The sequence below is a fragment of the Iodobacter fluviatilis genome (assembly GCF_004194535.1).
GTDB classification, from domain to species: Bacteria; Pseudomonadota; Gammaproteobacteria; order Burkholderiales; family Chitinibacteraceae; genus Iodobacter; species Iodobacter fluviatilis_A.
On sequence record NZ_CP025783.1, the window covers coordinates 1 to 22,991 of the forward strand.

Annotated in this window: 19 protein-coding genes, 4 pseudogenes and 1 other annotated feature; of the genes and pseudogenes, 9 read left to right on the forward strand and 14 right to left on the reverse strand. The window is 48.7% G+C overall.

Annotated elements, in window-relative coordinates:
* Window position 1: 1 nt before the first annotated feature.
* Together C1H71_RS20075 and istA are read right to left on the reverse strand one after the other, a co-directional pair.
* Window positions 2-237: pseudogene (locus C1H71_RS20075) on the reverse strand (ATP-binding protein); the annotation flags it as partial.
* Between the two features lie 38 nt (window positions 238-275).
* A pseudogene (istA, locus tag C1H71_RS20080) lies at window positions 276-1,794 on the reverse strand (IS21 family transposase).
* Between the two features lie 464 nt (window positions 1,795-2,258).
* Between istA and C1H71_RS20085 the strand changes: the two are divergent.
* The 4 genes from C1H71_RS20085 to C1H71_RS20095 all read left to right on the forward strand — a co-directional run bounded on the left by C1H71_RS20085 (window position 2,259) and on the right by C1H71_RS20095 (window position 4,169).
* Window positions 2,259-2,690, forward strand: a complete 432-nt coding sequence (locus C1H71_RS20085; RefSeq protein WP_188053792.1) for a Pvc16 family protein — start codon at window positions 2,259-2,261, stop codon at window positions 2,688-2,690.
* Window positions 2,660-2,797, forward strand: coding sequence for a hypothetical protein (locus tag C1H71_RS20835; protein ID WP_188053794.1), 138 nt, complete (start codon window positions 2,660-2,662; stop codon window positions 2,795-2,797). The genes C1H71_RS20085 and C1H71_RS20835 overlap by 31 nt, the downstream gene beginning before the upstream one ends.
* A gap of 8 nt (window positions 2,798-2,805) precedes the next feature.
* Window positions 2,806-3,180 carry a hypothetical protein gene (locus tag C1H71_RS20090; protein ID WP_130108375.1) on the forward strand — a complete coding sequence of 125 codons (375 nt, stop codon included), beginning with the start codon at window positions 2,806-2,808 and terminating at the stop codon, window positions 3,178-3,180.
* Between the two features lie 224 nt (window positions 3,181-3,404).
* Window positions 3,405-4,169, forward strand: coding sequence for a hypothetical protein (locus C1H71_RS20095; protein WP_130108376.1), 765 nt, complete (start codon window positions 3,405-3,407; stop codon window positions 4,167-4,169).
* Window positions 4,170-5,003: 834 nt separating this feature from the next.
* On the opposite strand, the gene C1H71_RS20100 is transcribed toward C1H71_RS20095, so the two are convergent.
* The 3 genes from C1H71_RS20100 to C1H71_RS20110 all read right to left on the reverse strand — a co-directional run bounded on the left by C1H71_RS20100 (window position 5,004) and on the right by C1H71_RS20110 (window position 7,488).
* Window positions 5,004-5,708 (reverse strand): transposase, encoded by a 705-nt coding sequence (locus tag C1H71_RS20100; protein WP_130108377.1) that lies wholly within the window; start codon window positions 5,706-5,708, stop codon window positions 5,004-5,006.
* A gap of 222 nt (window positions 5,709-5,930) precedes the next feature.
* Entirely contained in the window at window positions 5,931-7,166 is a 1,236-nt protein-coding gene (locus C1H71_RS20105) for a type II toxin-antitoxin system HipA family toxin (protein ID WP_262488488.1), read from the reverse strand.
* Window positions 7,159-7,488: a helix-turn-helix domain-containing protein gene (locus C1H71_RS20110; RefSeq protein WP_130108378.1), complete on the reverse strand. Its 330-nt coding sequence runs from the start codon at window positions 7,486-7,488 to the stop codon at window positions 7,159-7,161. The genes C1H71_RS20105 and C1H71_RS20110 overlap by 8 nt, the downstream gene beginning before the upstream one ends.
* A 968-nt stretch (window positions 7,489-8,456) precedes the next feature.
* Here C1H71_RS20110 and C1H71_RS20115 point away from each other — a divergent pair.
* Complete coding sequence (locus tag C1H71_RS20115; RefSeq protein ID WP_046353892.1) at window positions 8,457-8,699, forward strand: hypothetical protein; 243 nt, start codon at window positions 8,457-8,459, stop codon at window positions 8,697-8,699.
* Between the two features lie 408 nt (window positions 8,700-9,107).
* Window positions 9,108-11,000, forward strand: coding sequence for a GNAT family N-acetyltransferase (locus C1H71_RS20120; RefSeq protein WP_130108379.1), 1,893 nt, complete (start codon window positions 9,108-9,110; stop codon window positions 10,998-11,000).
* A 257-nt stretch (window positions 11,001-11,257) separates the two neighbouring features.
* Here C1H71_RS20120 and C1H71_RS20125 read toward each other — a convergent pair whose 3' ends face one another.
* The 6 genes and pseudogenes from C1H71_RS20125 to C1H71_RS20155 all read right to left on the reverse strand — a co-directional run bounded on the left by C1H71_RS20125 (window position 11,258) and on the right by C1H71_RS20155 (window position 17,895).
* Window positions 11,258-12,490, reverse strand: coding sequence for a replication initiation protein (locus tag C1H71_RS20125; protein WP_130108380.1), 1,233 nt, complete (start codon window positions 12,488-12,490; stop codon window positions 11,258-11,260).
* A gap of 213 nt (window positions 12,491-12,703) precedes the next feature.
* Window positions 12,704-13,651, reverse strand: a complete 948-nt coding sequence (locus C1H71_RS20130; RefSeq protein WP_130108381.1) for a ParB/RepB/Spo0J family partition protein — start codon at window positions 13,649-13,651, stop codon at window positions 12,704-12,706.
* Entirely contained in the window at window positions 13,641-14,495 is an 855-nt protein-coding gene (locus tag C1H71_RS20135) for a ParA family protein (RefSeq protein ID WP_130108382.1), read from the reverse strand. Before C1H71_RS20135 ends, C1H71_RS20130 begins: the two co-directional genes overlap by 11 nt.
* 682 nt (window positions 14,496-15,177) lie before the next feature.
* Complete coding sequence (locus C1H71_RS20140; RefSeq protein ID WP_130108383.1) at window positions 15,178-16,146, reverse strand: site-specific integrase; 969 nt, start codon at window positions 16,144-16,146, stop codon at window positions 15,178-15,180.
* Window positions 16,147-16,498: 352 nt separating this feature from the next.
* A pseudogene (locus tag C1H71_RS20150) lies at window positions 16,499-16,636 on the reverse strand (DUF1016 N-terminal domain-containing protein); the annotation flags it as partial.
* 39 nt (window positions 16,637-16,675) lie between these two features.
* Window positions 16,676-17,895, reverse strand: a pseudogene (locus tag C1H71_RS20155) (IS3 family transposase).
* Window positions 17,504-17,620 (reverse strand) — a sequence feature (AL1L pseudoknot). (Overlaps the previous pseudogene by 117 nt.)
* Before the next feature lie 40 nt (window positions 17,896-17,935).
* Between C1H71_RS20155 and C1H71_RS20160 the strand changes: the two are divergent.
* Window positions 17,936-18,211 carry a helix-turn-helix domain-containing protein gene (locus C1H71_RS20160; RefSeq protein WP_130108384.1) on the forward strand — a complete coding sequence of 92 codons (276 nt, stop codon included), beginning with the start codon at window positions 17,936-17,938 and terminating at the stop codon, window positions 18,209-18,211.
* Between the two features lie 28 nt (window positions 18,212-18,239).
* On the forward strand, window positions 18,240-18,839 hold the full coding sequence (locus tag C1H71_RS20165) for an IS630 family transposase (protein ID WP_130108385.1): 600 nt from the start codon (window positions 18,240-18,242) through the stop codon (window positions 18,837-18,839).
* Here C1H71_RS20165 and C1H71_RS20840 read toward each other — a convergent pair whose 3' ends face one another.
* From C1H71_RS20840 to C1H71_RS20180, 3 genes are read right to left on the reverse strand one after another with little or no spacing between them, the layout of a single operon-like run.
* Window positions 18,840-19,721: a restriction endonuclease subunit S gene (locus C1H71_RS20840; protein WP_188053796.1), complete on the reverse strand. Its 882-nt coding sequence runs from the start codon at window positions 19,719-19,721 to the stop codon at window positions 18,840-18,842. It abuts the gene before it with no gap.
* A 24-nt stretch (window positions 19,722-19,745) separates the two neighbouring features.
* Window positions 19,746-20,780 (reverse strand): PDDEXK nuclease domain-containing protein, encoded by a 1,035-nt coding sequence (locus tag C1H71_RS20175; protein ID WP_130108386.1) that lies wholly within the window; start codon window positions 20,778-20,780, stop codon window positions 19,746-19,748.
* Window positions 20,773-22,497, reverse strand: a complete 1,725-nt coding sequence (locus C1H71_RS20180) for a type I restriction-modification system subunit M (protein WP_130108387.1) — start codon at window positions 22,495-22,497, stop codon at window positions 20,773-20,775. The genes C1H71_RS20175 and C1H71_RS20180 overlap by 8 nt, the downstream gene beginning before the upstream one ends.
* A gap of 306 nt (window positions 22,498-22,803) precedes the next feature.
* On the opposite strand from C1H71_RS20180, the gene C1H71_RS20845 reads away from it, so the two are divergent.
* Window positions 22,804-22,977: a hypothetical protein gene (locus tag C1H71_RS20845; protein ID WP_188053798.1), complete on the forward strand. Its 174-nt coding sequence runs from the start codon at window positions 22,804-22,806 to the stop codon at window positions 22,975-22,977.
* The last annotated feature ends 14 nt before the right edge of the window (window positions 22,978-22,991 follow it).

The following is a 22,991-nucleotide window of genomic DNA, read 5'->3' on the forward strand; positions in this document are numbered from 1 at the left end:
TGTCGGTAAAGGCCAATGTCGCCAGTTGATTGACCAGTGCTTGATCTGCCTTGCTCGCGCTAAAGTCAAATCCCGCTAAATCACGATGCACGGGAAACTTCGCTGCGCTCATTTGATGCTGAATCGAGCGCACCTTACGATCGCTGTGTTCTGCTTGCAATAAATGCTCAATCAGCCAGCCACACGTTTCCATACTCTGGCCGCCTGGCTCTTCAGATCCAGCCAAGCGGCCGCCATCCCATGCAAGCGCAAGGCTTTGAGTTCAAACACTCATCTCATGCATGGCTCGACTCCTCGTGGTCGCTGTCGAACTCGCTCGCTGCACGCAAGCCGTCGTAACGCTGGGTGTTCGCCTGCGGTTCTTCTACTAATTGCAGCTGCGTTTCAGCGCTAATAGCGGACGGTGGGTCATTCAATCGCGCCACTACATTTAAAATGTGTTCAATGCTGATGACGCCTGACTCCAGTACCAACTCAACCGCAACCAGTACTGCATCCAAACCCGCCACCGGAACCGTGGCCAGCACTTGCGCCATCACCTTGTCTCCCCCGTTACGCCGTAACAACCTTTCCTTGAGCTGCAATAAGGGCGCAGGCATCGACGTAAAGGGCGCACCATTGCGTAAGGCCCCCGGCTTACGGGCAATCAGCGGAATATAGTGCAGCCAATCAAAGCTCACCTGCTGTTGCCCCGTCAGCCGCTGATGTCGGGCCATGATTTCATTATTCGCCACCACCACAACTTGCGTGGGATACAAGCGCACACTCACACGCTGCCGCGACCATTCACAAGGCACCGAGTAACGATTGCGCGCGACGGTGATTAAACAGGTGCTGGAAACCCGAGCCAGATGCTCAACGTAACCATCAAACGGGGTCGGCATCGGCATCATTTCTAAACGCTCTTGCTCCAACATCTCGGCAATGCTCAGACCTTTGAATTCGGGATGCCTGAGCACGCCCCATAAGACGCGACAACGCTCGGCCAGCCACGCATTCAATGCGTCAAAGGTACTGAACTTGATGCTTTGCGCCTCCAGCCAGATTCGCCGCCGACTATCTTGGACATTCTTTTCAACCACGCCTTTTTCCCAGCCAGAGGCGACATTGCAAAAGTCGGGATCAAACAAATAATGGGCGCACATCACCGAGAATCGGGCATTCACGATCCGGCCTTTGCCTTTCAATACCTTATCAACAGCGGTCTTCATATTGTCGTAAATGCCTCGGCGCGGCACACCCCCTAAAGCCGCAAAGGATCGAGTATGCGCATCGAACAACATTTCATGCCCTTGACTGGGATAGGCCACTAACCAGAAGGCGCGACTGGCACACAATTTCAGATGGGAAACTTGAATGCGCCGATAAATACCACCAATAAGTAGATGCTCCTCACTCCAATCAAATTGAAAGGCTTCGCCAAAGCAAATTGCAAGGGCACAAAACCCTGTGGGGTCTTACCGGCTTTGCCCCGCCAAGCACGAACGAAATCAGTGACGCCACTGTAAGCCCCTGTATAACCCTCAGCTTGAATCTGCTCAAACAAGGCTTTGGCGGTGCGACGATTCTGCTTGGATCGGAAGGAGTCGGCAGTCAGGGCTTGTTCTAGAGTGGCATGATAGGCGTCAGTTTGCCAGGCTTACGCTGCCGTACGTATTGCGGCTCAGCCTTGGCAGCGGGTTTGCGAACCCAAGCGCGAATAGTGTTACGCGCCAGCCCCGTGCGCTTGGTGATTTCGTGCAGCGACAGATTATCGCGAAAATACATCCTGCGGATTTTGCCCATCATTTCCATGGTGATCACCTTTTATCCTCTGCTCAAGAGTTAAGCAGAATAAGTAAAGCACCTGGGTCAATTTTGGATCGGCAGAACTAGCTGTGGTGGGTCAGTTTTCGGTCGGCGTCAACAAAATCCCCTTGAAACACGCCGGAGCGAGGAACAAGCGGGGCGGGGTTTCGGCCAGGGAGCGAGGCAGCGAGCCAATCCCGCCTGCCGCCGACTCGATTGTCCGCAGCGCAGGGGCCTTCGTGTTTCGTGGGGTCGCCTTCTTTGGCTTCGTTTCTTGGCGAAGCAAGAAAGGAAGGCCCCGCGGTGGCCAACCGCTCCAAGACCCCCGTGCCAAAGGCACAAAAAAGATCTTTTTGACCTGGGTTAGCCCACGCGGGGAATCCCGCACCAAAACCACCGTGCCGAAGGCACTAAAAAGATCAGACACAACGCTATCAACCGCCTCCCACGTAATGAAAAAGGCCTCCCTTATGTACAAAACCAACTTCAGCAGCGTAACCCGCGCACTCACCCGCCTGCTCCAGCTGCAAGTCCTCAAATCCCACCCCGATGTCACCGTGCATACCGACATCCCGGATCAGCAATTCAGAGAGCAACTCGGCCAAGCGCCCGCGCTCAATCTGTACCTTACCGGCCTGCGGCAAAGCTTTCCTCGCCGCATGAGCGATGTGCTCTCGCCAGCAGCGGCCACCGCCAGCCCAAGCCCCAACACCGCCAGCTTTGACCGCCGCCCGCGCGTGATCGAGCTAAGTTATATGATCACCGCGTGGAGCAAAGCCACCAAAGACCACGCCATCACCGAGCAAAGCCTGCTCTATACCGTGGTGCAAGGCCTTACCGCCACCCAGAGCTGCCACCGGCGCTCTACCGCATGGGCGATCTGCCCGGCCCGGATGACCTGATCGTTGGCGATTACCCGGTGCTGATCGATCTGATGCTGGATAAAGACAGCGATGTACGCAGCGGCGATTACTGGAGCGCCCTCGGCTCGGCCCCGCGCCGCTGGTAGAGCTTACCGTGACCATCCCGCTGGCCGAAGGCACCACTATCACCCTGCCGGTAGTCCACAAAGCCAAATACGACACCCAACACAAAACACCGCAAGACACGTTAGAGCCACCGCTCAACCCAACCCTCAGCGGCACCATCACCGCCCCGTTTCCACCAGACCAGCTGCAAGTCAAGCTGATCGCGCTGGACGAAGGCAAACGCTACACCGCCCGTCCGGATATCAACGGCGATTTCGCCTTCACCACGCTACCTCCTGGGGATTACGTACCCCAGCTGGTGCCTTACGATAAAAAGCTCAAGGCGGTTTCTTTGGGGATGTTTACGGTTGAGGATGAGGGGGGTGGGGTGCCGAGGGGGATGCGGGTGGATTGGAGGTATTGAGGGTCGGCTGAGCGTGACCACTGGCGGAACGATTTAATTTTGCTCTGACCCCAGTTATTTCCCGGTTATTTCATGCGATTGCCACCGATGATTTACGAACAAGAAATGGAAGCAAAAAAAACCGATCTTGGTGTCAGAAAGGACTTGACCACTACACTGTGACCCCAATTTTTAAAGGATGTTTGATTTTAGTGGAATGTGTATCGGAAGGTACATTTGGATGCATGATGAAAAAGGAGGACAGAAACATGTGGAAGACGGAAGAGAGTGGTGTTGGGAGTGATAGAAAGAAGAAGATGGAAATAGCGAAGTTGTTTCCACCGAAGCCAAATAAGATGGACGCCTATGATAGGCTGAATCGTGTGCCGTTGGTTGATAAGAAGGAAATGGTGAAGTTGCGTGCGCTGAGCGTCGGTGGAAAGATAAAAATGCCTGTCGGCGGAGACCTTGACGTACTGGAGACCGCAAGGTCGGGCACATATGACATGGTGACGGCTTCGAGTGGGAACAGGTATTTATTAAATATGGAGTTGAACAATTCGAGATTGGAGAAGAAGGTGGCTTTTACATCGCCGACCACAAATTTACCTCGGACCTCGCATGCGTCATTGCAGGGAGAAGGGGTCATGAGCGCAGACGAGGTAATAATCTCGAAAGGTCAAATCAAGGAATGGAACGCGAATTCGGGGCACTTTCCGTCAAGCGGCAATAAGGAGATACAGAAGAGGGCTCTGTTGCATAAGTACGATGGTTTTCTTACGGAAGGGGCGAGGATACAGATTGGCAGAGATAGCAACGCGCGTCGTGGTGTATCCCAGTTAGTAATGGCAACCGGGTTTAACATGATAGGAGCGAACGTAAAGGAGGAGGTGGAGAGGGTGTTCGAAAAGAAGGGGGGGAGAGTAGCACACGCCTCGTTGCCCCTATTAGGTCAAGCAGCGCTCAACGCCAGCCACATCAGGGGAACAAGGCCTCGAGGAAAGAAATAAAAAGGAATTGGAACGGTTATCGGCGAAGGGGCGGGAGAAAAAAAGGATCGCGGAGATAGTAGAAAAGGCGAAAGGGGGGGGCGGGAATTATCAACTAAGCGTGATGAATGATAATAGCCCTCCACCCTTGTCTAACATAAACTTACAGCAAGAAGTACCGCCACAGTTTACCCAACCGAATCAAAATCATTTAAGAAGGAATTGGGCGAGGAATAGAAATAAGAAATAACGGCGGTCAGAGTAAAGTTAAATAGGCTAGCTGTAGTGGTCAAGTATTTTCAGACACCAAGAAATAACTGGGGTGAAATAACTGGGGTCAGAGTAAAGTTAAATCGGCTAGCCGCTGGCCGATAATTCATAAAACAAGAGAAGCAAAAGCCTCAATCATTCCTCGGATTTCTTCCGCCAGCCAACAGGCCGCCCGACCTTGTTTGCCGTCATGCGTCGCCCAGTCAGGCTTGCAACCTCCACTTCAAAACGCCCGTTGCCAAGCGCCATGCCTTAGAAAACGATGGGGTCAGGTCTTACATTTGACATTTTATAGAGGGTGTAGCAACTTGCTACACTTTTACCAAGGGGCTAAAAAACTGAATGCAGCTTTGGCCATTTTAATGGTTTTGTAACCGCTTGGCATTCTGCGCAATGATGTTGCCTATGTGTTTTTGGCTGCTGCTGCGGATATCGTATTGCTTAGCCAGCTGGGCAAAGGTGGCGGATACGGCCAGTTGCCGCTCCAGTATTTGCGCTGCCCAGGAAATAACTGGGGTCAGAGCAAAGTTAAATCGGCTAGCAGCGGCCCAATAAACAGAAAAACAAGAGAAGTGAAAGCTTCAATTATTCCTCGGATTTCTTCCGCCAGCCAACAGGCCGCCCGACCTTGTTTGCCGTCATGCGTCGCCCAGTCAGGCTTGCAACCTCCACTTCAAAACGCCCGTTGCCAAGCGCCATGCCTTTGTTCGTCGCTAAGCGGATGTCGGCCAACAGTTGATTTTCCACATGGTATTTAAATAAATCACGATAGCCCGCCTGCCGCGACGCGGGGTCGCTACCCAAGGCCAGATACAAGGGATGAGGGGTGCACAGCGCCGATTCTTTACCCAAGGCATTGATCTGGTAGCTGGACCAAACATAATCGGAAGGCTGCTCAACCATCCCAGCTCGGACAGGATTGAGCTCGATATAACGATAAAGCTGCAAAAGATAGCCCTCTTCCTGCACCAAACAGGATTTAAACCGCCCTTCCCATAGCGTGCCGCTGCGCTTGTAGCTGAAGTTGAAATACCGCACATAATTCCTACCCACAGCCTGCATCATCTCGCTAACGGCATTTGCTGTGCGTGGCGTGCAGAGCAAATGCACATGGTTGGTCATCATCACCCAGGCATGAATTTCAACATGATATTTGACGGAATACTCAAGCAACCAATGAGCATAGGCCACAAAATCTTGCTCGCTGGCAAAGCAAACCTGCCGATTATTGCCGCGCTGTATCACATGCTGGGGAATATCAACAGGGCAGGCTCTGGGTAGTCTAGCCATGGGGAAAAACCGAGAGGAAATGGGACGAAGGAAGTATAGGACGGTGAGAAGGAGGGGGAGGTTTAATTTGCTCTGACCCCAGTTATTCACAGATTGGCGTCATCGGCAATACGCTGGCTAAGGGTGGGTGGAATTTTCATATTTGCTGTGGTTTATAGAGGGTGTAGCAACTTGCTACACTTTTACCAGGTGGCTAAAAAACCGACTTCGGCTTTGGCCATTTTAATGGTTTTGTAGGCGCGTGGCGTTCTGCGCAATGATGTTGCCTATGTGTTTTTGGCTGCTGCTGCGGATATCGTATTGCTTAGCCAGCTGGGCAAAGGTGGCGGATACGGCCAGTTGCCGCTCCAGTATTTGCGCTGCCCAGCGCATATCCACCGTGCATTGTTCGGCCAGCCGCAATAGGTGAGCGCGGGTGATATTTAGCGCTTCACCGCAAACATCCATCTGGTGATAGCCACTGGGGCCAGCACAAAAGGTTAGATCGTAAGCAGGGGATAGCACCCAGCGGCGGTCTTGTTGCAATAGGTAGGAAAAGTTTTTTGGGTGATCGTCGCGGTTATTGAATAGCACATTAAAAACGGTGCGCTCGTATGCTTTTTGTACTTCGCGCTCGTCTTTAGTTAAAAACCGCGTCGCGCGCAAAAACGTGGTGTAATCCACCGTGCCAGGCAAGCGAAAATCAGCGTGCAACAGGCCAGCCAGCGTGTGCGTAGGAATACGCATCGCCCCTGCCACATCAAAGCGCTCTATTGCAAATGCGGCAAGCTTGTTATCAAGATCTATATAGCGTGTGGCGGGAATAGCCAAACCACAATCACACGCCAATTGGGCGTATAGGTTTTCAATCGCGCACACTTCTTTATGCTCGTTTTGCGCCTGAAATTTAATCAGCCAAGGCACACTTCCCGTAAAGGCTTGTGTGCTGATGTGGGCACTGCCCGCTGCGTAATGCACCAATACCTTAGGGCGCGCACCGTGTGGCGAGCCACCTATCAAGGCCAGCTGTTTTAAGATGGCACTGTCTTGCCCATTGAGTAAGGCTTGCGCTTGCTGCGCCAGATTCATTAAGTGCACGTCATCCGTAGGTAAGCTCACCTCGCTGGCGGGCAAAAAGCTTAATGCGCCCATCGCCCGGTTTGCAATAAATGACAAACGATCGAGTACCGATATACGCTCTGCAGTCATGCCATTTTGGCGAAACAGCCTATCCATTAACAATAAGCCCCAGCCATCGGGCAGCGCATCGGCAATCAAGCCCGGCAGGCCCAGCTGGTGTGCAGGAAAATCGCTATAAGCTTGCTGGCGTACTTTCAGGTGGCGCGGGGATAATTCCAAGCCTTGCGTGATGGCCTGTGTACTGTATTCAAACAGCAGTTTGCGCCCATCATCCGCCAGCGTAGCAAGGTGCCAACGCTCGCCCCAGCCTTCATAAAATACATCCACTTTTTTAATCATATTTTTTTACATGTGTGTTTTTGCTGGGTGCGCGTTTACGCTCGGCCAGTTGGGCGCGTTCCATTTGGGCTATTGAGCTGGCCACTTGCAGCTGAAACAGCGCTGCCAGCTCATCGGCAAGCCCTAAAGCCATCACAATGCGAATGGCAGATTCCAAAGACGCAACCCCCGTGCTTTCCATATTTTTAACCGTGCCCACGGCCACACCCGCGCTGGCGGCTAAGTCTTTTTGGGTGATGGCTTGCGCCAAGCGCTGGCGCTTAAGCCGCAAACCCAGCTCAGCGCAAATTTCTGTATACGTAGCAAAATTAAAGTCCAACATTTTGTCTTTTAGAAGTAAATCAGTATCAATATAGCCATTATACTAGCTATAACTACAAGGCAATGCTTTTATAAAACATAAAAACCAATCATTTGATGTTTATGTTGATAAAACATACATAACAGCCATGTTTTTGCACTTTAAACAAAAAACCATACTTGTCGCCGCATTACTCGGCACTTACCTACTGATGTTACGCAGCCAAACCCAAATCTTGAACCACAGAGGGCACGGAGATAGACAAGGCTTGAGTTAAGTTGTTTTGTAGGTTTTAAGTATTTTAAAACTCCAGTACTTAAGGTTCGTATAGCAGCGAGTGGCACGGGGCTTAAATCTCCCCTTGAAACACGCAAGCTCCGAACAAGCGGGGCGGGGGACATACGCGCTAACCAAATTGGTTTTCATTAGCAAACAGCGAAAAAGCATAACAACCACGCTCTTTGCATAGGGCTTAAAAGTCCCCTTGAAACACGCCGGAGCGAGGAACAAGCGGGGCGGGGGATCGCTTGGGAGCGAGGAACGAGCCAATCCCGCCCGCCGCCGACTCGATTGGACCGCAGTAGGGGCCTTCGTGTTATTGGGGTTGTGGCTTGGCTTCGTTTTTTGGCCACACAAGAAAGGAAGGTCCAGCGGGACGCCCGCACCAAAATAAACGTGCCGAAGGCACTAAAAAGAGGATCGCTGCGTAACATCAGTTACCTACAAACATCCTCATTTTCATGCACGCAATGGGCCAATTTTCTGGCTACACGCTTGTAAAAACTGGGTGTAGCAAGTTGCTACAGCTTTAGTCTTACGCTATATTCCACCGCCATTTCACACGCCAAACTTAAAAAACCTTACAAAATATTGAACTAAAACACCACATATCATTTGAAAACCCTTGCAAAAACCCCTGCGCACCCAGATAATTACGTGACTCTGTCACTTAATTTAACAAAAAAGCCAGCAATGGCAAAGGAGCATCAATGGAGCTTGCAGTTTATATACACTGCGTGGGCGATCAGGCCGCCGCACAATTATTTGGCGTAACACTGCGCGCAGCCAGCTCTTGGCGCAGAATGGAAAGAGCACCCAGCCCGCAACAGGCATTAAAAATAGTGGAATTAAGCGAAGGCAAAGTCGATTGGAAAGGCATTTACGCCCCCTATGCCCGGCTAAGGCGAAGACAAAGCTGCCGCCGCGAGCGAATTGAAAGTCTGGAAAATTAAATCAGCTGCCTATTCTAAGCCGCTACAAAACTGATCCAACCACACCCCCGCCATCATCACCGGCGCTGCTTCATGCCATAAAGTCCGATTTCTGCTTTACATCATTTAATTAAAACCAATAGGTCATCTTGCCTGTGTTTTTTTAAATACCGCATGTTCATCAATCTGAGATGTTCGCGTTTCGTAAACCATAAATGAACAAAAACTTTACCTTACCGGGCCAGTAAACACACAAACCCCACAAATCGTGGGCCAGCAAAGTGCAGCATTAGCCCAATGGCGTAGTATCAAATCATCACCCTTAACGGGAAGCCCTTTGCTGTGGCCAGCCCGCTTTTGATTTAACCGCGTTCGCGGAAAAATCCCCTCCCCTTCAACTCTGGCGCGCCGCGCCCATGCCGATACCCTATGAGCTTACCCAGCCACCCCGCTATTCATCCCCTGCGTCAAATCAAACCAGCCCCCGCCTTTGAGGAGTATTCATCCAGCCCTATACCACGCTTAGCGCCACCGCAAAGCAATGCGGCGGATGATGTGCTGAGCTGGCCATTTGAAGAAGCCGCACTTTGGGATGCCCCACTTTGCGAGCAAGCCCCCGCCTTAGCCAACGATGCAGGCCAAGCAGGCTATGCTGCCAAGCTTTTATTTGCTTATTTATTAGATATTGCTGGGGAGATGGACAACACCACCCTGCTTACCGTGCACTTACCCGGCAGCCATGATGGTGCTTTTGCCTGGCAGCTGTGGTGCAATCTTTTAGAGCGCGCTGGGCAGCTGGGTTTACCGCCTTTGGTATTTCGCCTTTATCACGCGCTGCCCCATTTGGCGGAGCAAGAAGATATTGCTGATTTAATCACAGAAGGTTTGTGGATTTTAGCCGAGGGCAATCCTGAACCACAGACGGCCAAACATGCCGCATTAATTGCCCACGGCCATTACAGCCAGCGCCCGGCCCGTATGGCGTGGTGTGATTATGGCGAAGCTTATAGCGCCGAAGTGGCTTTGGATGATGAGGCGCTAAAATGGCGAATCACGCCTTTAGACCCACCGCATAAAAACGTAATCAGCGTTGAAATAGGCCAGAGCAATGATCAAGCCCCACTAGCGCCATTATTTAGTAATCCTGAAGAGCAAGCACTGGTCGGCAACCAGCAGGGCCGTGCAGACAGGGGCGTAGTCAGCTTAGCCATTGATCTGCTTTCAGAAGTTGATGCACTCAGTAAGGCACACCCAGAAGGATTATTACTTTGCATCAGCGATGTAGCCCACGGCCGCCATCTGCCACTAGCCTTACCATCCACACCGCAGCCTATTCCACTCAATAGCGAAGCACTGGCTATTAAATGGCCCGGCCTGAAACAGCACCACAATACAAATAAACTATGCATCAGCGGCGTATTAGGCAATGAAGCCCTTCTTTTATTAAGCACGCTGGCACAAAACGATGCCGATGCTGAAATATTATTTGGCAGTAAAGAAACCAATCCCAGCTTAAATGCGCTGATCCGCCATAGCTATAACCCCGCTTGGCTATTACCCCATTTAAAAGACTTATGCAGTAATGGTGTTGATCTGGAAGAAAGAGCCAATTGGTGCCGCGCGCTTGATCAGGTATGGCAACGCTGCCGCCCCAATGATGCAAATATCTTTGAATTAGCCAATTTTGCCGTGCATATCGGCCAATACGCCGTAGCCCGTGCAGGTTTTTTAGATGTATTAGAGCATGCAGAGACACCCGGCCCCGCATTACATAATCTGGCACTGATTGAAATCACCACCGGAAATCAAGAACACGCCAGCACTTTAATCCATGCACTGACCAGCATTGATCCAAATCACCCCAAAACCCGTGCATTACAACAACGCTATCAAGAATGGCTAGAAACCCTAAAAGCTAAACAACATCTCATTGAAGCACTTGAAGATAAAGAAACGGGCCTGCGTTTAACGCCACTAGGGCCACAACACGCCAGAGAATTAGCATGGGCATGCCGAGATAAACATTTATCTATCCTTACCCGCTTACCTGATCTATCAGGCAGAGCATGGGCAGCACAATGGATAGCAGAAAATAATACAGATGAAAACGCCTGCGCACTCGCTATTACGCTGCCAGAAGCAGGATTAGTAGGCATCTTAATTTTAAAATTTGGCCAACATAAAAACCTGTGTATTAGCCTAGCCCCAGAATGGCAGGAAAAAGGAATAGGCAGCACCGTGCTAAAGCTGGTTAAAGAGAAAGGTTTTGAATCAGAAAGATGGTTAGGAAATAAAAGATCAGCAAACCTATTAAAGAAATAAACAAACCTGTAAAGGAGCACAGCTATGAAAAAAGACATCAAACAAGGCGATACATTACAAAATGAAACAACAAAAAAACCACAAAACAAAAATAATTAAGAAGATTTACAAAAACAAATAGCACGGAATAAACAAAATAAAGTGTTTTAAAGCAGAAAAACCCATACAGACAAAAGGTAGGATGTGTGCAAGAATAAGCAATTCGTAAGCATAGAGAAAATTATAGAAAGCATAAGTAAGGCAAAAGCGTAATCAACCTATATTTCAGGCAAAGGTAAAAGTGTGAATCCATCATCAGGACCTCTCAGAACTTGCTCGCCCCCAAAATCAACCACCTCCCCCAGCGGGGCAGATACCTGATGTGCAGCATACTTAACACCCCCAGGCACGCCATTAGCCTGTCTCAGCGCTAATACAGCAAGAGGCTTTTTTACCTCTTCCAGCACATGCTTGTATTTGGCCACTGTTTGCCGAGATAGCTTTGCCGCCTGGGCGATGGCTTCATGCAGCAGCGCTTTTCCCTGCTCCTGCAGCAGGCGGCAAGCAGCGCGAATCTGGCCTTCGGTTTTTTGTTTACGGGTAGAATGCGTTCGCTCTGCTGCTAATGCTTGCTTTTCAGCCAGCGGCAAGCTTTGATCAAGCGCCATGACCCCTCTGTGGCAGCGGCTGCTACCGCTGTATTTATCCCATGTCCACCTTGCTACTGATTTAACCGTGGCCCGCAGATCAGACACACTTAAATCAGCAGGAAACCCCAAGCTGCGGAAAGCGTTTTTATTGTGGGCAAAGGCTTCAAGCAAGCGGGTAAAGCTCAGAAAAGAGCCTTCAGCTTTTTGCCGGCTGACAATTGAATACGCGTAATAGCGGAGTTTTTCGAACAACATACAGTTGCGCGAATGAGAAACGGCATCCAGATTGGGGCTTTTAGCCCATGGCGATGCGCTGGCCAGCTCTACGCAATCTGCCAGCTCGGATAGCTCGTAGATATGAGGGTGCAGCTCTGAGGTGCGCCACCACTGATGCCCCGGTGTTTTGGCAACTGGGCCACTGTGATACTCCAAATCTGCCTTTAGCTCGCGTGCAAATGCCGAGTAAATCGCCTTCATATAATGAATAGGCTTAGAGCGGGCGCGCTCAGATGTACAGACGGGCACAATGGCGTAATACAAATGCGCGTGGCCATTCTGGCGGTTTTGAACGATCAGATTAGGCGCGGGCAGCCCTTTGTCTTGCCAGATCATTGCGTTATCGTGGTCAAGATCAAAAATCAGCCAGCTAACAAAATTAGCCCGGTTAATCTGCATATAGGGATATTTGATCGCGTAATCGCGGGGGCGAATCAGCGCGGCTGTTTTGTTATCACTGCAACGCGCTAAAAAAGCCGCCTCTTGCAGTAAACGATAGAGAGCCGTGCCCTCCTGCTGGAAGCGCGGCAATAGCTCGTTTTCAATAACAGAAGTCTTTAATTCACTTTTTAAAGGTTGAGACATACCCTGCCACCCGCTTAGCGGTTGCAAAAATCTTGCAAAATCGGGAGAGGGTACGTAGAATCAAGGATGTGTTTGTTCCTTGATGTAGGTTTTTCTCTCAAAGGTCGCCAAACCTTGAAAGACTCTACTGTTAAAAGACTCTACCGTACCAACAGCCCTACTGATTATCCAAAGCCGCCTCGCCAAAGGCGGCTTTTGTTTTTCTGGTTTTGTTTACTCTGGCGTTTCAGCCGTTTGAATCTCAGTAATCGCCGCAGAAACTGCGCGCTCTATCAAAGAGATATCTACTCCTCTTGGAATTTCTAAAGTAATTTTGCTTCGCCCCACCAGCATGGTGGCTAGGTGTTGCGCTTGCGCATTTTTTAATTCGTGGCCTTTACTGATTTTCAGGCCATTACGTGCCACAGCTTTACGTTCAATAAAAGTAAGAATGCCTTTGTTTTTAAGCTTGCCCATTGCGGCCAGCTTTAAAGCTTCTGCCACAATCGCCTCAAAGCCTTTCTCGCACCACGCTAAAACCTCATCAACAAAAGTAACCGTTAAAATACGCGGGGTAATCATTAATTGATCGAGAATAACCGGCGGCAGGCTTTGAAATTTCCATAAAGAACGAATCAGCTTTTCATCGCAGCCTAAAATCTTCGCCAGCTCTACATTGGTAGTGGCGGCATTATGATCACGTAAAATAGGCAATGCTCTGGATTTTTCGAAATCGCTTAAATCAACCCGATTCAAGTTTTCAATAATTGTTACTTTGGCTGATGTTGCGTTATCCAGATCACGAACAATGGCATCTATTTCTGGCCATAAAAGTATTTTTTCATGCGCCTGCAAACGTCGCTCGCCCGCCAGTAATTCATAATCGCCATTAGGAAGCCGTCTGGTCATAATCGGGTGAATTAAGCCGCCTGCTTCCAGTATCGAATCTGCGAGTATTTTTAATTCTTGCGGGTTAAATTCAACACGTGGCTGAAATGGGTTTCTGCATATTTTAGAAAGCGGAATTTTCATGCTCGGCGTTTCTGGGCTGGGCCCAAGCAGCGCAGATACAATCCCTTTTGCTATTTCAGCCCGCCCGCCCGCGCTTTCATCACTAATTTGCCGTGATGATTGCAGCAGCTGGTCTATTTTAGTTGGCTTTTTAACTGGCTTATTCAACATCGTTTCCAGCCGTCTCTAATTCATCTGCAAAACCTTCGTAGCCTAATTTTGTCAGAAACTCTTTAGATAATCGGGCCACCGATTTGGCCACCGCCGTATTGGGCTCTGAAAAAACCGAAACTCTGCGCATAATCGCCTCTTTCACTTTTACAGATTCAGGCAGCCTTTCATCAAAAACCATTCCGGGAAAGGTTTCTATTACACGCGTTTCTGTTACTTTATCCACGCCTTTGCGCCCATCAAACATAGTAAGCAATGCGCCGATAAATTTAAGTTTTGGATTTTTTGCTCTTTTTACTTCAAGTACGGTCGCTTCTAGATCTTCAATACCATCTAAAGCATATTGATCACCCGCTTTTACTGGCACCAGATAATGCGTGGCTGCCGTTAACGCCATAAGCGTTAACTTCCCCAAATTAGGCGGGCAATCAATCAGGATAATATCGTAAGTGCCTTCTTTAATTTTTGCCAATTGCATCGCAATTAAATCAGTATCTTTACGCCAAAGCTCAATCTCTAATTCGCGCATTTTCATCACCATTGGCAAGATGAAAACGCCAGGGAAAATAGAGTCGTAAATACACTCATCAATACGTATATCTGGGCGCTGAATTAAGGTTACGGCGGTGTAATTTAATTTTTTTGGATTGGTCGGGCTAAGCGTTGTGGATGAGTTGCTTTGAGGGTCCAGATCGATCACTAGCACGGTCATACCCCGCCTGGAGCATCCATCAGCCAATTGAACGGTAGTCGTGCTTTTACCAACGCCACCCTTTTGATTAAAAACCGCAACGACATCCATTTTACCGACCAAAATTGCAATAAACACCGCTAATTGTTGCACGGTAATAGCGGCATAGCAACACCATCAGTGAAATATTTATCCGATTGTTGTAATAAAAATAAACACTTTAAAATCAAGAGGTTAGCGTTCGGAATAATTCCGAACAATAATAAAAAGCATAAAAAACATTAAAACACACACAAAAAACATAGTAACAATCACCTGAACAACAAAAATCATGCAAAAACAAACTGATAATCTTGCATGTTAATAAACATAAACACGGCTATTTTCAAATAAATACAAAAGATCACTTCTCAATTTTGCATGAAACAAAATACAAAAAACCTTTAATGTCGAACAAAAGACCCCAGTGCCACGCTAAAAAATACCTTGATTTGCCCTGCACTACATTAGAAAAATATGCACGCTCACGGTGTTCGGCTGGGGTTTTCCAGCAAGACTGCTCATAAGCTCGGGCGGATTAGGTGAGCAGGCATAAGTTATTTCCCCAGTCAGTTTCATGCAAAAAGAGAAGGGGAAGGAAGGGCTAAATCTCAGGGCAGAGAATGGGGAAGGGGAAGGGGAAGGGGAAGGGGAAGGGGACTAAGCATGAGCAGCGGCCAAGCCCCAGAACTAAAACGGGACTGTCTATATAAAGTACTTTGAATGAGGTGGCCAGTGCCAGAGGCCAATCTATTGCAGATTTCATTGAAAGGAAATAAAAGCACGTTGCAATCTATTACAAGAAACTATCACCGGCGTGGTTCTTAAATAAATTAGCGCGGCGTAAATAGCGTAATACGGTGCGAGGGTCTTTTTGGCCGGTCACTTCCATAATTTTATACAGCTGCACATCACGCTCACCGGCGGAGGTGATAAAGCCCGAGCGTAGGCTATGTGCACCAAAATCTTTAACCTCTAATCCAATAAGGCCTGCGTATTTTTTAACCACACGGCCTATCCATTGCCCGCTCAGCGCTTGCTCTGTAGCGCCCCCCGCCCAATCTATCCGCCTGAACACTGGCCCCTCGGTAATACCGGCTTCATTTAGCCAAGCTTTTAAGCGCACTACTGCCTGAAACTGGCTGCCGTTATAAATTGGCTTTTCAAACCCTTTGCCAGATTGATCCGTTTTACTACGCTGAATATTGCAAATAAGATGGCCCAAACGATCAAATTTAAGATCAGCAAACTCAAGCGCAGCCAGTTCGCTGCGCCGGAAAGCCCCGGCAAATCCAAGCGCCAAAATAGCCCGGTCGCGAGCGCCCGCAAGTGTATTGGGAGTGAATGCCAGCATCTCTAATAGCTGATGATCAAGTAAAGGTTCTTTTTGCTGGCGGGCCTGGCTGCCATGCGTGCGCTTAATCCCCGCCAAAGTGGCCCGAACATGAACATGATCGGTTGGGGATGGAATATTTTTAAGCTGATGAATATAGCGAATCGAAGCCATCCGCCTTTCCAGCGTTACAGCCGAAATCCCCCCTTGCGCCTGATTAGCCAAAAACAGGATCAGGCTTTCAGGCGTTGCCGGCACTCTGGAAAGGCCATGCAGATCACACCAGCTACAAAAAATCTTGAAATCAGACTGATAAGCACGCAGCGTAGCCGGCGAAACTTGCGCACGCAGATACGCCAGTGCCGCAGCAAAATTTGCTTGCAGCTCCACAGGCACACCACTAAACCCCAGGCTAATCACCAAATCGCTCATCACGTATTCCAATAGCAAATTTTTATCAAACAACGCTTCACAGATTCTATTACAAAAAGCCCAAAAAATTTCTTACAAATAATAGTGAGTAATAGCCCCAAAACAAACCATCCCTCAATATTCAAACCATTACTTTGCCACCAAAATTCATTCTATGCGAGCAGTCACGATAATGACAGTTATCGTGACTAAGGGGGTTAAGGTGAGAGATGCATTACGCATAACTCAGTTAAGTAGCACATTCGCCATTCCATCCAGTCGGCTTTTCACTGTTTCCCACTGTGGCATCACTTGCCCCATTAAGCGATTCTGGACGCTTTTAACAAGATGAGGAACGCCCGGCGGGGCGTTGTTGGCGCTCCAGTAAACGGCGGCTCCAATTTTGGTTAGCAGTTTCGTGCATATACCACTCACGCACCTGTGTATTTTCAACCCGAAGCAAGAAGCGATAGTGCGTCCAGCTCAATTCGGAACGCAGTGCGTTCCGAACTGAATCGCACCGGGTTTCGCGGAGGCTGTTTGGTTTGAGTCAGACCAACATGGCCTGCTCGCTTTGATTACGATAATAATTTGCTTCTGCTTCCGCAGGTGGGATATGACCAATCGACCCAAGCAAACGATGGTGATTGAACCACGAAACCCATTCTAATGTCGCTAGCTCCACAGATTCTAGGCTTTTCCAAGGCCCCAAACGATGAATCACTTCCGCTTTGTAGAGTCCGTTAATCGTCTCAGCGAGTGCATTGTCGTAACTGTCGCCGGTCGTACCAACCGATGGCTCGATGCCTGCTTCAGTCAATCGCTCGGTATATCTAATCGATACATACTGCGATCCACGGTCGCTGTGATGAATCAGCGCTTCTCGCTCCGGTTGCCGCGCCCAAAGGGCTTGCTCTAACGCATCCAGCACAAACTCGGTTTGCATATTGCGACTCACTCGCCAGCCCACGATATACCGAGCGAATACATCAATCACAAACGCCACATACACGAAGCCTTGCCAAGTCGATACGTAGGTAAAATCCGACACTCAGAGCTGATTCGGTCGTTCGGCGACAAATTGTCGGTTCACATGATCGAGTGGGCAAGCAACGGCAGGGTCTGGGCGTGTCGTGCGCACCGCTTTACCACGCGATATGCCGCGCAAACCTAGGCTGCGCATCAAACGTGCAACGGTACACCGCGCCACAAGATGCCCATCGCGCTTGAGTTGCCGCCAGACTTTGACGGCACCATACACCTGATGATTCTCTTGCCAGACGCGCGTAACTTCACCGCTCAGTTGCTCGTCACGAATGGCACGTTGGCAACGTAACGCGGGATTGCGCTGTCGAGCGACATAACGTCGATAGGCAGACGGGGCGACCTGTAACAGTTTGCAGATCGGCTCGACCCCGTACTGACCACGATGGGAATCGATGAATGACCTTACGATTTCAAGCGGCGGTCGAGCTCCGCCTGTGCGAAATACGCGCTGGCTAGGCGCAGAATTTCATTGGCCTTTTTAAGTTCGCGTACTTCTCGTTCCAGCGCTTTGATTCGTTCGTTCTCTGCTGAATTTTTGTTGGCTTGAACGGTATCGCCGCCTTGTCGACGGCACCATGTGCGCAGTGTTTCGGGCGTGCAGCCTATTTTGCTGGCAATTGAAACGAGGGTAGCCCATTCGGATGGGTATTCAGCAAGGTGTTCAATGACCATGCGAACTGCTCGTTCACGGACTTCGGGGGAAAAGTGAGTTGATTTCTTCATGGCGCCATTCTCTCAAGAATTGGAGCCTCCGCGAAACCCGGTGCGATTCATTCCACAATTGGTCGAGGTGTTTGGCATTGGCCGCGATGCAATTAGTGCTTGGCTGGATGCTTGGGCTGCACAAGGACTCAGGGGGCTACAAGATGAGGTGCGTTTAGGCCGACCCGCTGTGCTGACAGAAGGCGATTTGCAAGAATTGAAAATATTGATTGATGAGAATCCACATCAATTAAAAATGGCTGTGGCGCAATTTGAGGATAAATCCGGCAAAAAAGCGGAGTTAATTACCTACCGTCGCGCAATTAAAAAATTTTAACTACGGCTGGAAGCGGTGTCGCGCCTCATTGCGCGGCCTGCGAGATGAAACACATTTTCGCAGAAGCCAAGAGGTCGCTGTATTTTTACGTGAACAAGAAACGAATGGTAAATTCAATATTTACTTTTTTGATGAATCTGGCGCGAGTTTAACACCCAGTATTCCGTATGCGTGGCAGGAAATAGGTAAGACGAGAGAGTTACCCAGTAAGCGCAGCAAGCGATTGAATATACTGGGTTTTATCAATCGGAAGAATGAAGGTCAATGCCATTTTGTTGAAGAAAGTGTTAACTCAGGACATGTGATCGAAGCCTTTGATGCATTTGCTGCGCGGTACGCTGAAGAATATGCCGCAACTAAAGTGCCCTGTTTAGTCGTGCTCGACAATGCGCCAACCCATCACAGTGGTGTATTTAAAGCCAAAATTGACGATTGGATCGCCCAAGGGGTCTGTTTACATTATTTGCCGACTTATAGTCCTGAGCTGAACTTGATTGAAATTCTGTGGCGCAAATTGAAGTATGAATGGCTGCCGATGTCGGCTTACAAAAGCTATGGTTGTTTGAAGGAAAACGTAAAAAATATTTTGTTTTTGTTCGGTACAAAATACAAGATAACTTTTGTTTAACTACTTACCTACGCGACTCATTAACAAGTCATTTTTCACTGGCTTGTATTTTTTAATAAATTCTTCAAAAATTAGTGCATCAACTTTTACGGTATTTTTTAAATTAACTTTCCCAGATTTAATATCTGTTACCCTAACCATTGGGTAGCCAGTAGGTGAAAATATTGGCGTTTGGTGCAAAGAGTCAATTACGTTTGTAACTTCAGATAAAGTCATCACCTCCCAACTCTTCGGAATTCGGCCGACTGGGCTGTCTTTAAATTCGGCGTGGCCGATGCCTTGAGTTAATAGCTCTTGCATCAGGCCGGTTTTCAGGTCTTTGAGTTTATTGATTTGCGCTTGGGTGGATTCAATTACGTCGTCAACGGCGGTGAGAATAGCGGCGATTTTTTGTTGTTCGGCAAATAACGGGATGTTGAATTCAAGCTCACTTAGTTTTTCAATAGTTAATGCGGCTTGGTTTGAGCCTCCTGCTATTCTATCTATTGCCGTTTGAAATACGTCTGAATCTAGATATTTAGCAAGGTAACTCGGGCTAACCGTTTTGTCTATTTCTCTAATCCATAGCAAATTCCCGTCTTTAAAATAAAATTCTAAGTCTTCAATTAAGTATATGACGCCAATCGTCCCTACAGCGGTTACTAAAATTTCATCTTGTTTAGGCGCGCCAAATTTTTTTTTTAGCTCGCTAAATTTCTCTTTTGAAATATAAAGAGTGTCTCTTATAAACTGTTTTTTACTACGAAGAATTACCTCTTTTGACCTAAAAAAAGGCACTCCTTCTGACACATATTCAGATTGCAGAATACGCTTGCTCGAACCAATTTTTGCCATGTCAGCTAACCGCTGCGCTCGCCAATCACGTGGAATTTGATTACTCATACCCCAACCCCGCCAAATTGCTGTTTATTCATCATGACTCACCCCAAGCTGTTGTTGCACCCATGCGCGTTCACGTTCTAGCTCGTGTTTAAGCTCGGCTTCGCTAGGTAAATAGGGCAGGTATTTGGCGGCGAACATTTGCTCGCTGTCGGTGAGGATCGAGTATTTCACGACGGCTTCGCTTTTTTGGCTGCATAAGATCAAGCCGATGGTGGCGTTGTCGTCATCGCCTTTTTTATGCTGATCGTAAATGCGGATATAGGTGTGCATTTGCCCGACATCCTGATGGCTGAGTTTGCCGAGCTTTAAATCAATCAGCAAAAAACATTTAAGTTTGAAATTGTAAAACACCAGATCAATATAAAAATCCTGATCATCCGTACGAATGCGCTGTTGGCGTTCGACAAATGCAAAGCCTTTGCCGAGTTCTAATAAAAATTGCTGTAGGTTATTGATAATGCCCTGTTCTAAATCGGCTTCTTGATAGCGGCCTGAATCCAGATTGAGAAAATCCAGAATATAGGGGTCACGCAAATAATCTTGTGGCTGCTGCGCTAAAAGCTGGGTGTTGGTTTTTGCTTCGGCCTCGACCGAGGCTTTATCTTGGCTGGCCAGTAATCGCTCGTAATACAGCACGCTGATTTGGCGCTCTAGTGCACGAACACTCCAGCCTTGTTGCACGGCTTCCTGCTGATACCACTCTCTGGCACTCGGGCTTTCAATCCGCGCCAAGTGGTTGTAATGCGACCAGCTTAATTCGAGAGACACTGTCTCCCGAATTGGAAAAGCCTCATAAAAACGCCGCATATTGCGTAAATTAGTGACATCAAAGCCTTTGCCAAACTCTGCACTCAAACGGGCAGAGAGCAGCTCTAGTTGTTGTTTGCCATAGGCGGCGCGGCTTTCGCCCTGCTGTTCATGCTCAATAATCAAATTGCCGATTTGCCAATAGGTTTGCACCATGGCGGTGTTGACGCTGCGCTGAATCTGATGGCGCGCCTGCTGAATAAGCTGGCTAACTTGTTGAAACAGCGCATCCTGCTGCGGCAGTTTATTCATACCCCAGCTCCGCCAAGTAATCCTTCATCACGCCTTCGGCCTTTGCCACTTGTGCATCTAATTGATGCAGCGACACGCGATATTTATCCCACCAGCGTTCAAACTGGGCGATCAGCGCTTGCTGATCGGCAGGCAATAATGTGCGAATCATTTCTTTGCTGGTGATTTCCGGTTTGAAATCGTAATAATCTGCATCGCGCTGCGTGAAAACAGCCGTGACATCAAAGCCTTGCAGGATTTCTTCCTGAATATAATCGTCATTCACTTCGCGCACGGGCACGCCACCATGCAGCAAGGCACGCACATCAAAAATTTCGGGAGGGGGTGAGGTATCGGCGTAGCGGCGGATATTTAGGTTGTAATCGTTGTCGCTGATTTCAGCCAGCGTGACCACCTTAGCGTAGCGCTTGATATCGCTGTATTGCTCAAAGGTGGTGACGATTTTTGCTATATCGCTGCTGCGTAGGCTGTTTTGATTTTTACCTTCGGCATAATCCAGCTCGCCATTGATAAACAGTACTTTGCCTTTACGCTCAGCTGGCTTGGCTTTGTTGATGATCAACAGACTGGCTGGGATGCCGGTGCCGTAAAACAAGCCCGCAGGTAGGCCAATCACGGCTTCTAGCAAATCGTCGTTCAAAATACCTTGGCGAATGGCTTTTTCGCTGGAGCCACGGAATAACACGCCGTGCGGCATTACCACGCCCATCATGCCATCGTTATTCAGCGAGGCAATCATATGCTGCACAAAGGCTAGATCGCCCGAATCTTTCGGCGGCGTGCCGTAGGGGAAGCGACCAAAGCCATCGTTATCGGCCTCGGTTTTGCCCCAAGCGGCCAAGCTAAAGGGTGGATTGGCGATCACGCGATCAAACGTCATTAACTCGCCGTTTTGAATATGCTTAGGATCGCCCAAGGTGTCGCCCTTGCGGATATCTGCATTGAATACGCCATGCAAAAACATATTCATTTTGCAAATGGCCCAAGTATTCAGATTCATTTCTTGGCCATATAGCGACAGATTGGCGGCATTTTCGCCATGCTGCACTAGATAATTACGCGTTTGCACCAGCATCCCGCCCGAGCCAACGGTAGGGTCATAAATCCGCATTCCGGCATGGGGCTTGAGTAAAGCCACTAGTAATTGCACGACTTCGCTAGGCGTATAGAATTCACCGCATTTTTTACCAGCAGAATCGGCAAACATCTTAATCAGATATTCGTAAGCCGTGCCTAGTAAATCGCTCGATTCAAAATCTTCATTACGCAAGCGATGCTGGCCAAAGTGGCTGAGTAAGTCGCCCAGCTTTTTATCAGATAATTTATTTTTGATATTAAAGTCGATCGAAACCAATACGCCTTCTAGGCTGCTATTGTGCTCTTCGATCGCTTCGGTGGCTTTATTTAGCTCGGCACCAATATCGTGCTTTAAATCTTTCAGCGTATTCCAGCGGGCGCGTTCGGGCACAAAGAAAGTCTGATCGTACTCATCTTCATCCTGCGCCAGCACCGCTGCCTGCGCTTGCGTCTTACCAATACTCAGATAATGAGCTAGCACTTTTTCCTGCTCTTCATCAAAGCTATCGGACAAGCGTTTCAAGAACATCATGCCGAAAATGTAATCTTTATATTCCGACGCATCCATATTGCCGCGCAAAATATCGGCCGCAGTCCAGAGATAGGACTCGAGCTGTTGGAGGGTGAGTTTTTGAGTCATACGAATTCTTTTTAATCTAGGGGGCAATACGGTGCGCCGCGTTAAAGCATTAACGAAACGCAAAATGAGGCGGCGTAAAGAGCAACCGTTTAAGGGCGACATCTTACCCTAAAAACGAAAGCTTATTTAGAGGTGCAAAATCTTACTCAACTTCTCCACCCAAATCCATCGAACGTCACCTCTCCGCTTACCAGTTTAGCGACCATCAAACGAGGGTTGATGCTCGGTTGAAACGACTGAGTTAGACTGAGCGACAGGCCGCTAGACGCTGAGGCGCAACAATTTTAGGCCAAATGAGCGTCTGCAATGACCTTGATTGCAGACGCTCAAATTGTGTCGCGAGCGCTAGCTCCTCGGCCTTTGCGGACATTCACGATATTATTATTGACTGATTTAGTCTTAAGCATTGGTGTTCATATTAAGCAATCTCCATTAGGCGAGCGCAATGTGCTCGCCACGACCGGAGAAGTGGCTGTGTAAGAAAGCTGAGATGG

Excerpts from the sequence above, each read along its gene's own strand:
- C1H71_RS20085 (WP_188053792.1), top strand. The coding sequence starts at position 2,259 with ATGTACAAAACCAACTTCAGCAGCGTAACCCGCGCACTCACCCGCCTG.
- C1H71_RS20835 (WP_188053794.1), top strand. The coding sequence starts at position 2,660 with ATGGGCGATCTGCCCGGCCCGGATGACCTGATCGTTGGCGATTACCCG.
- C1H71_RS20095 (WP_130108376.1), top strand. The coding sequence starts at position 3,405 with ATGATGAAAAAGGAGGACAGAAACATGTGGAAGACGGAAGAGAGTGGT.
- C1H71_RS20100 (WP_130108377.1), bottom strand. The coding sequence starts at position 5,708 with ATGGCTAGACTACCCAGAGCCTGCCCTGTTGATATTCCCCAGCATGTG.
- C1H71_RS20105 (WP_262488488.1), bottom strand. The coding sequence starts at position 7,166 with ATGATTAAAAAAGTGGATGTATTTTATGAAGGCTGGGGCGAGCGTTGG.
- C1H71_RS20110 (WP_130108378.1), bottom strand. The coding sequence starts at position 7,488 with ATGTTGGACTTTAATTTTGCTACGTATACAGAAATTTGCGCTGAGCTG.
- C1H71_RS20115 (WP_046353892.1), top strand. The coding sequence starts at position 8,457 with ATGGAGCTTGCAGTTTATATACACTGCGTGGGCGATCAGGCCGCCGCA.
- C1H71_RS20120 (WP_130108379.1), top strand. The coding sequence starts at position 9,108 with ATGAGCTTACCCAGCCACCCCGCTATTCATCCCCTGCGTCAAATCAAA.
- C1H71_RS20125 (WP_130108380.1), bottom strand. The coding sequence starts at position 12,490 with ATGTCTCAACCTTTAAAAAGTGAATTAAAGACTTCTGTTATTGAAAAC.
- C1H71_RS20130 (WP_130108381.1), bottom strand. The coding sequence starts at position 13,651 with ATGTTGAATAAGCCAGTTAAAAAGCCAACTAAAATAGACCAGCTGCTG.
- C1H71_RS20140 (WP_130108383.1), bottom strand. The coding sequence starts at position 16,146 with ATGAGCGATTTGGTGATTAGCCTGGGGTTTAGTGGTGTGCCTGTGGAG.
- C1H71_RS20840 (WP_188053796.1), bottom strand. The coding sequence starts at position 19,721 with ATGAGTAATCAAATTCCACGTGATTGGCGAGCGCAGCGGTTAGCTGAC.
- C1H71_RS20175 (WP_130108386.1), bottom strand. The coding sequence starts at position 20,780 with ATGAATAAACTGCCGCAGCAGGATGCGCTGTTTCAACAAGTTAGCCAG.
- C1H71_RS20180 (WP_130108387.1), bottom strand. The coding sequence starts at position 22,497 with ATGACTCAAAAACTCACCCTCCAACAGCTCGAGTCCTATCTCTGGACT.
- C1H71_RS20845 (WP_188053798.1), top strand. The coding sequence starts at position 22,804 with ATGACCTTGATTGCAGACGCTCAAATTGTGTCGCGAGCGCTAGCTCCT.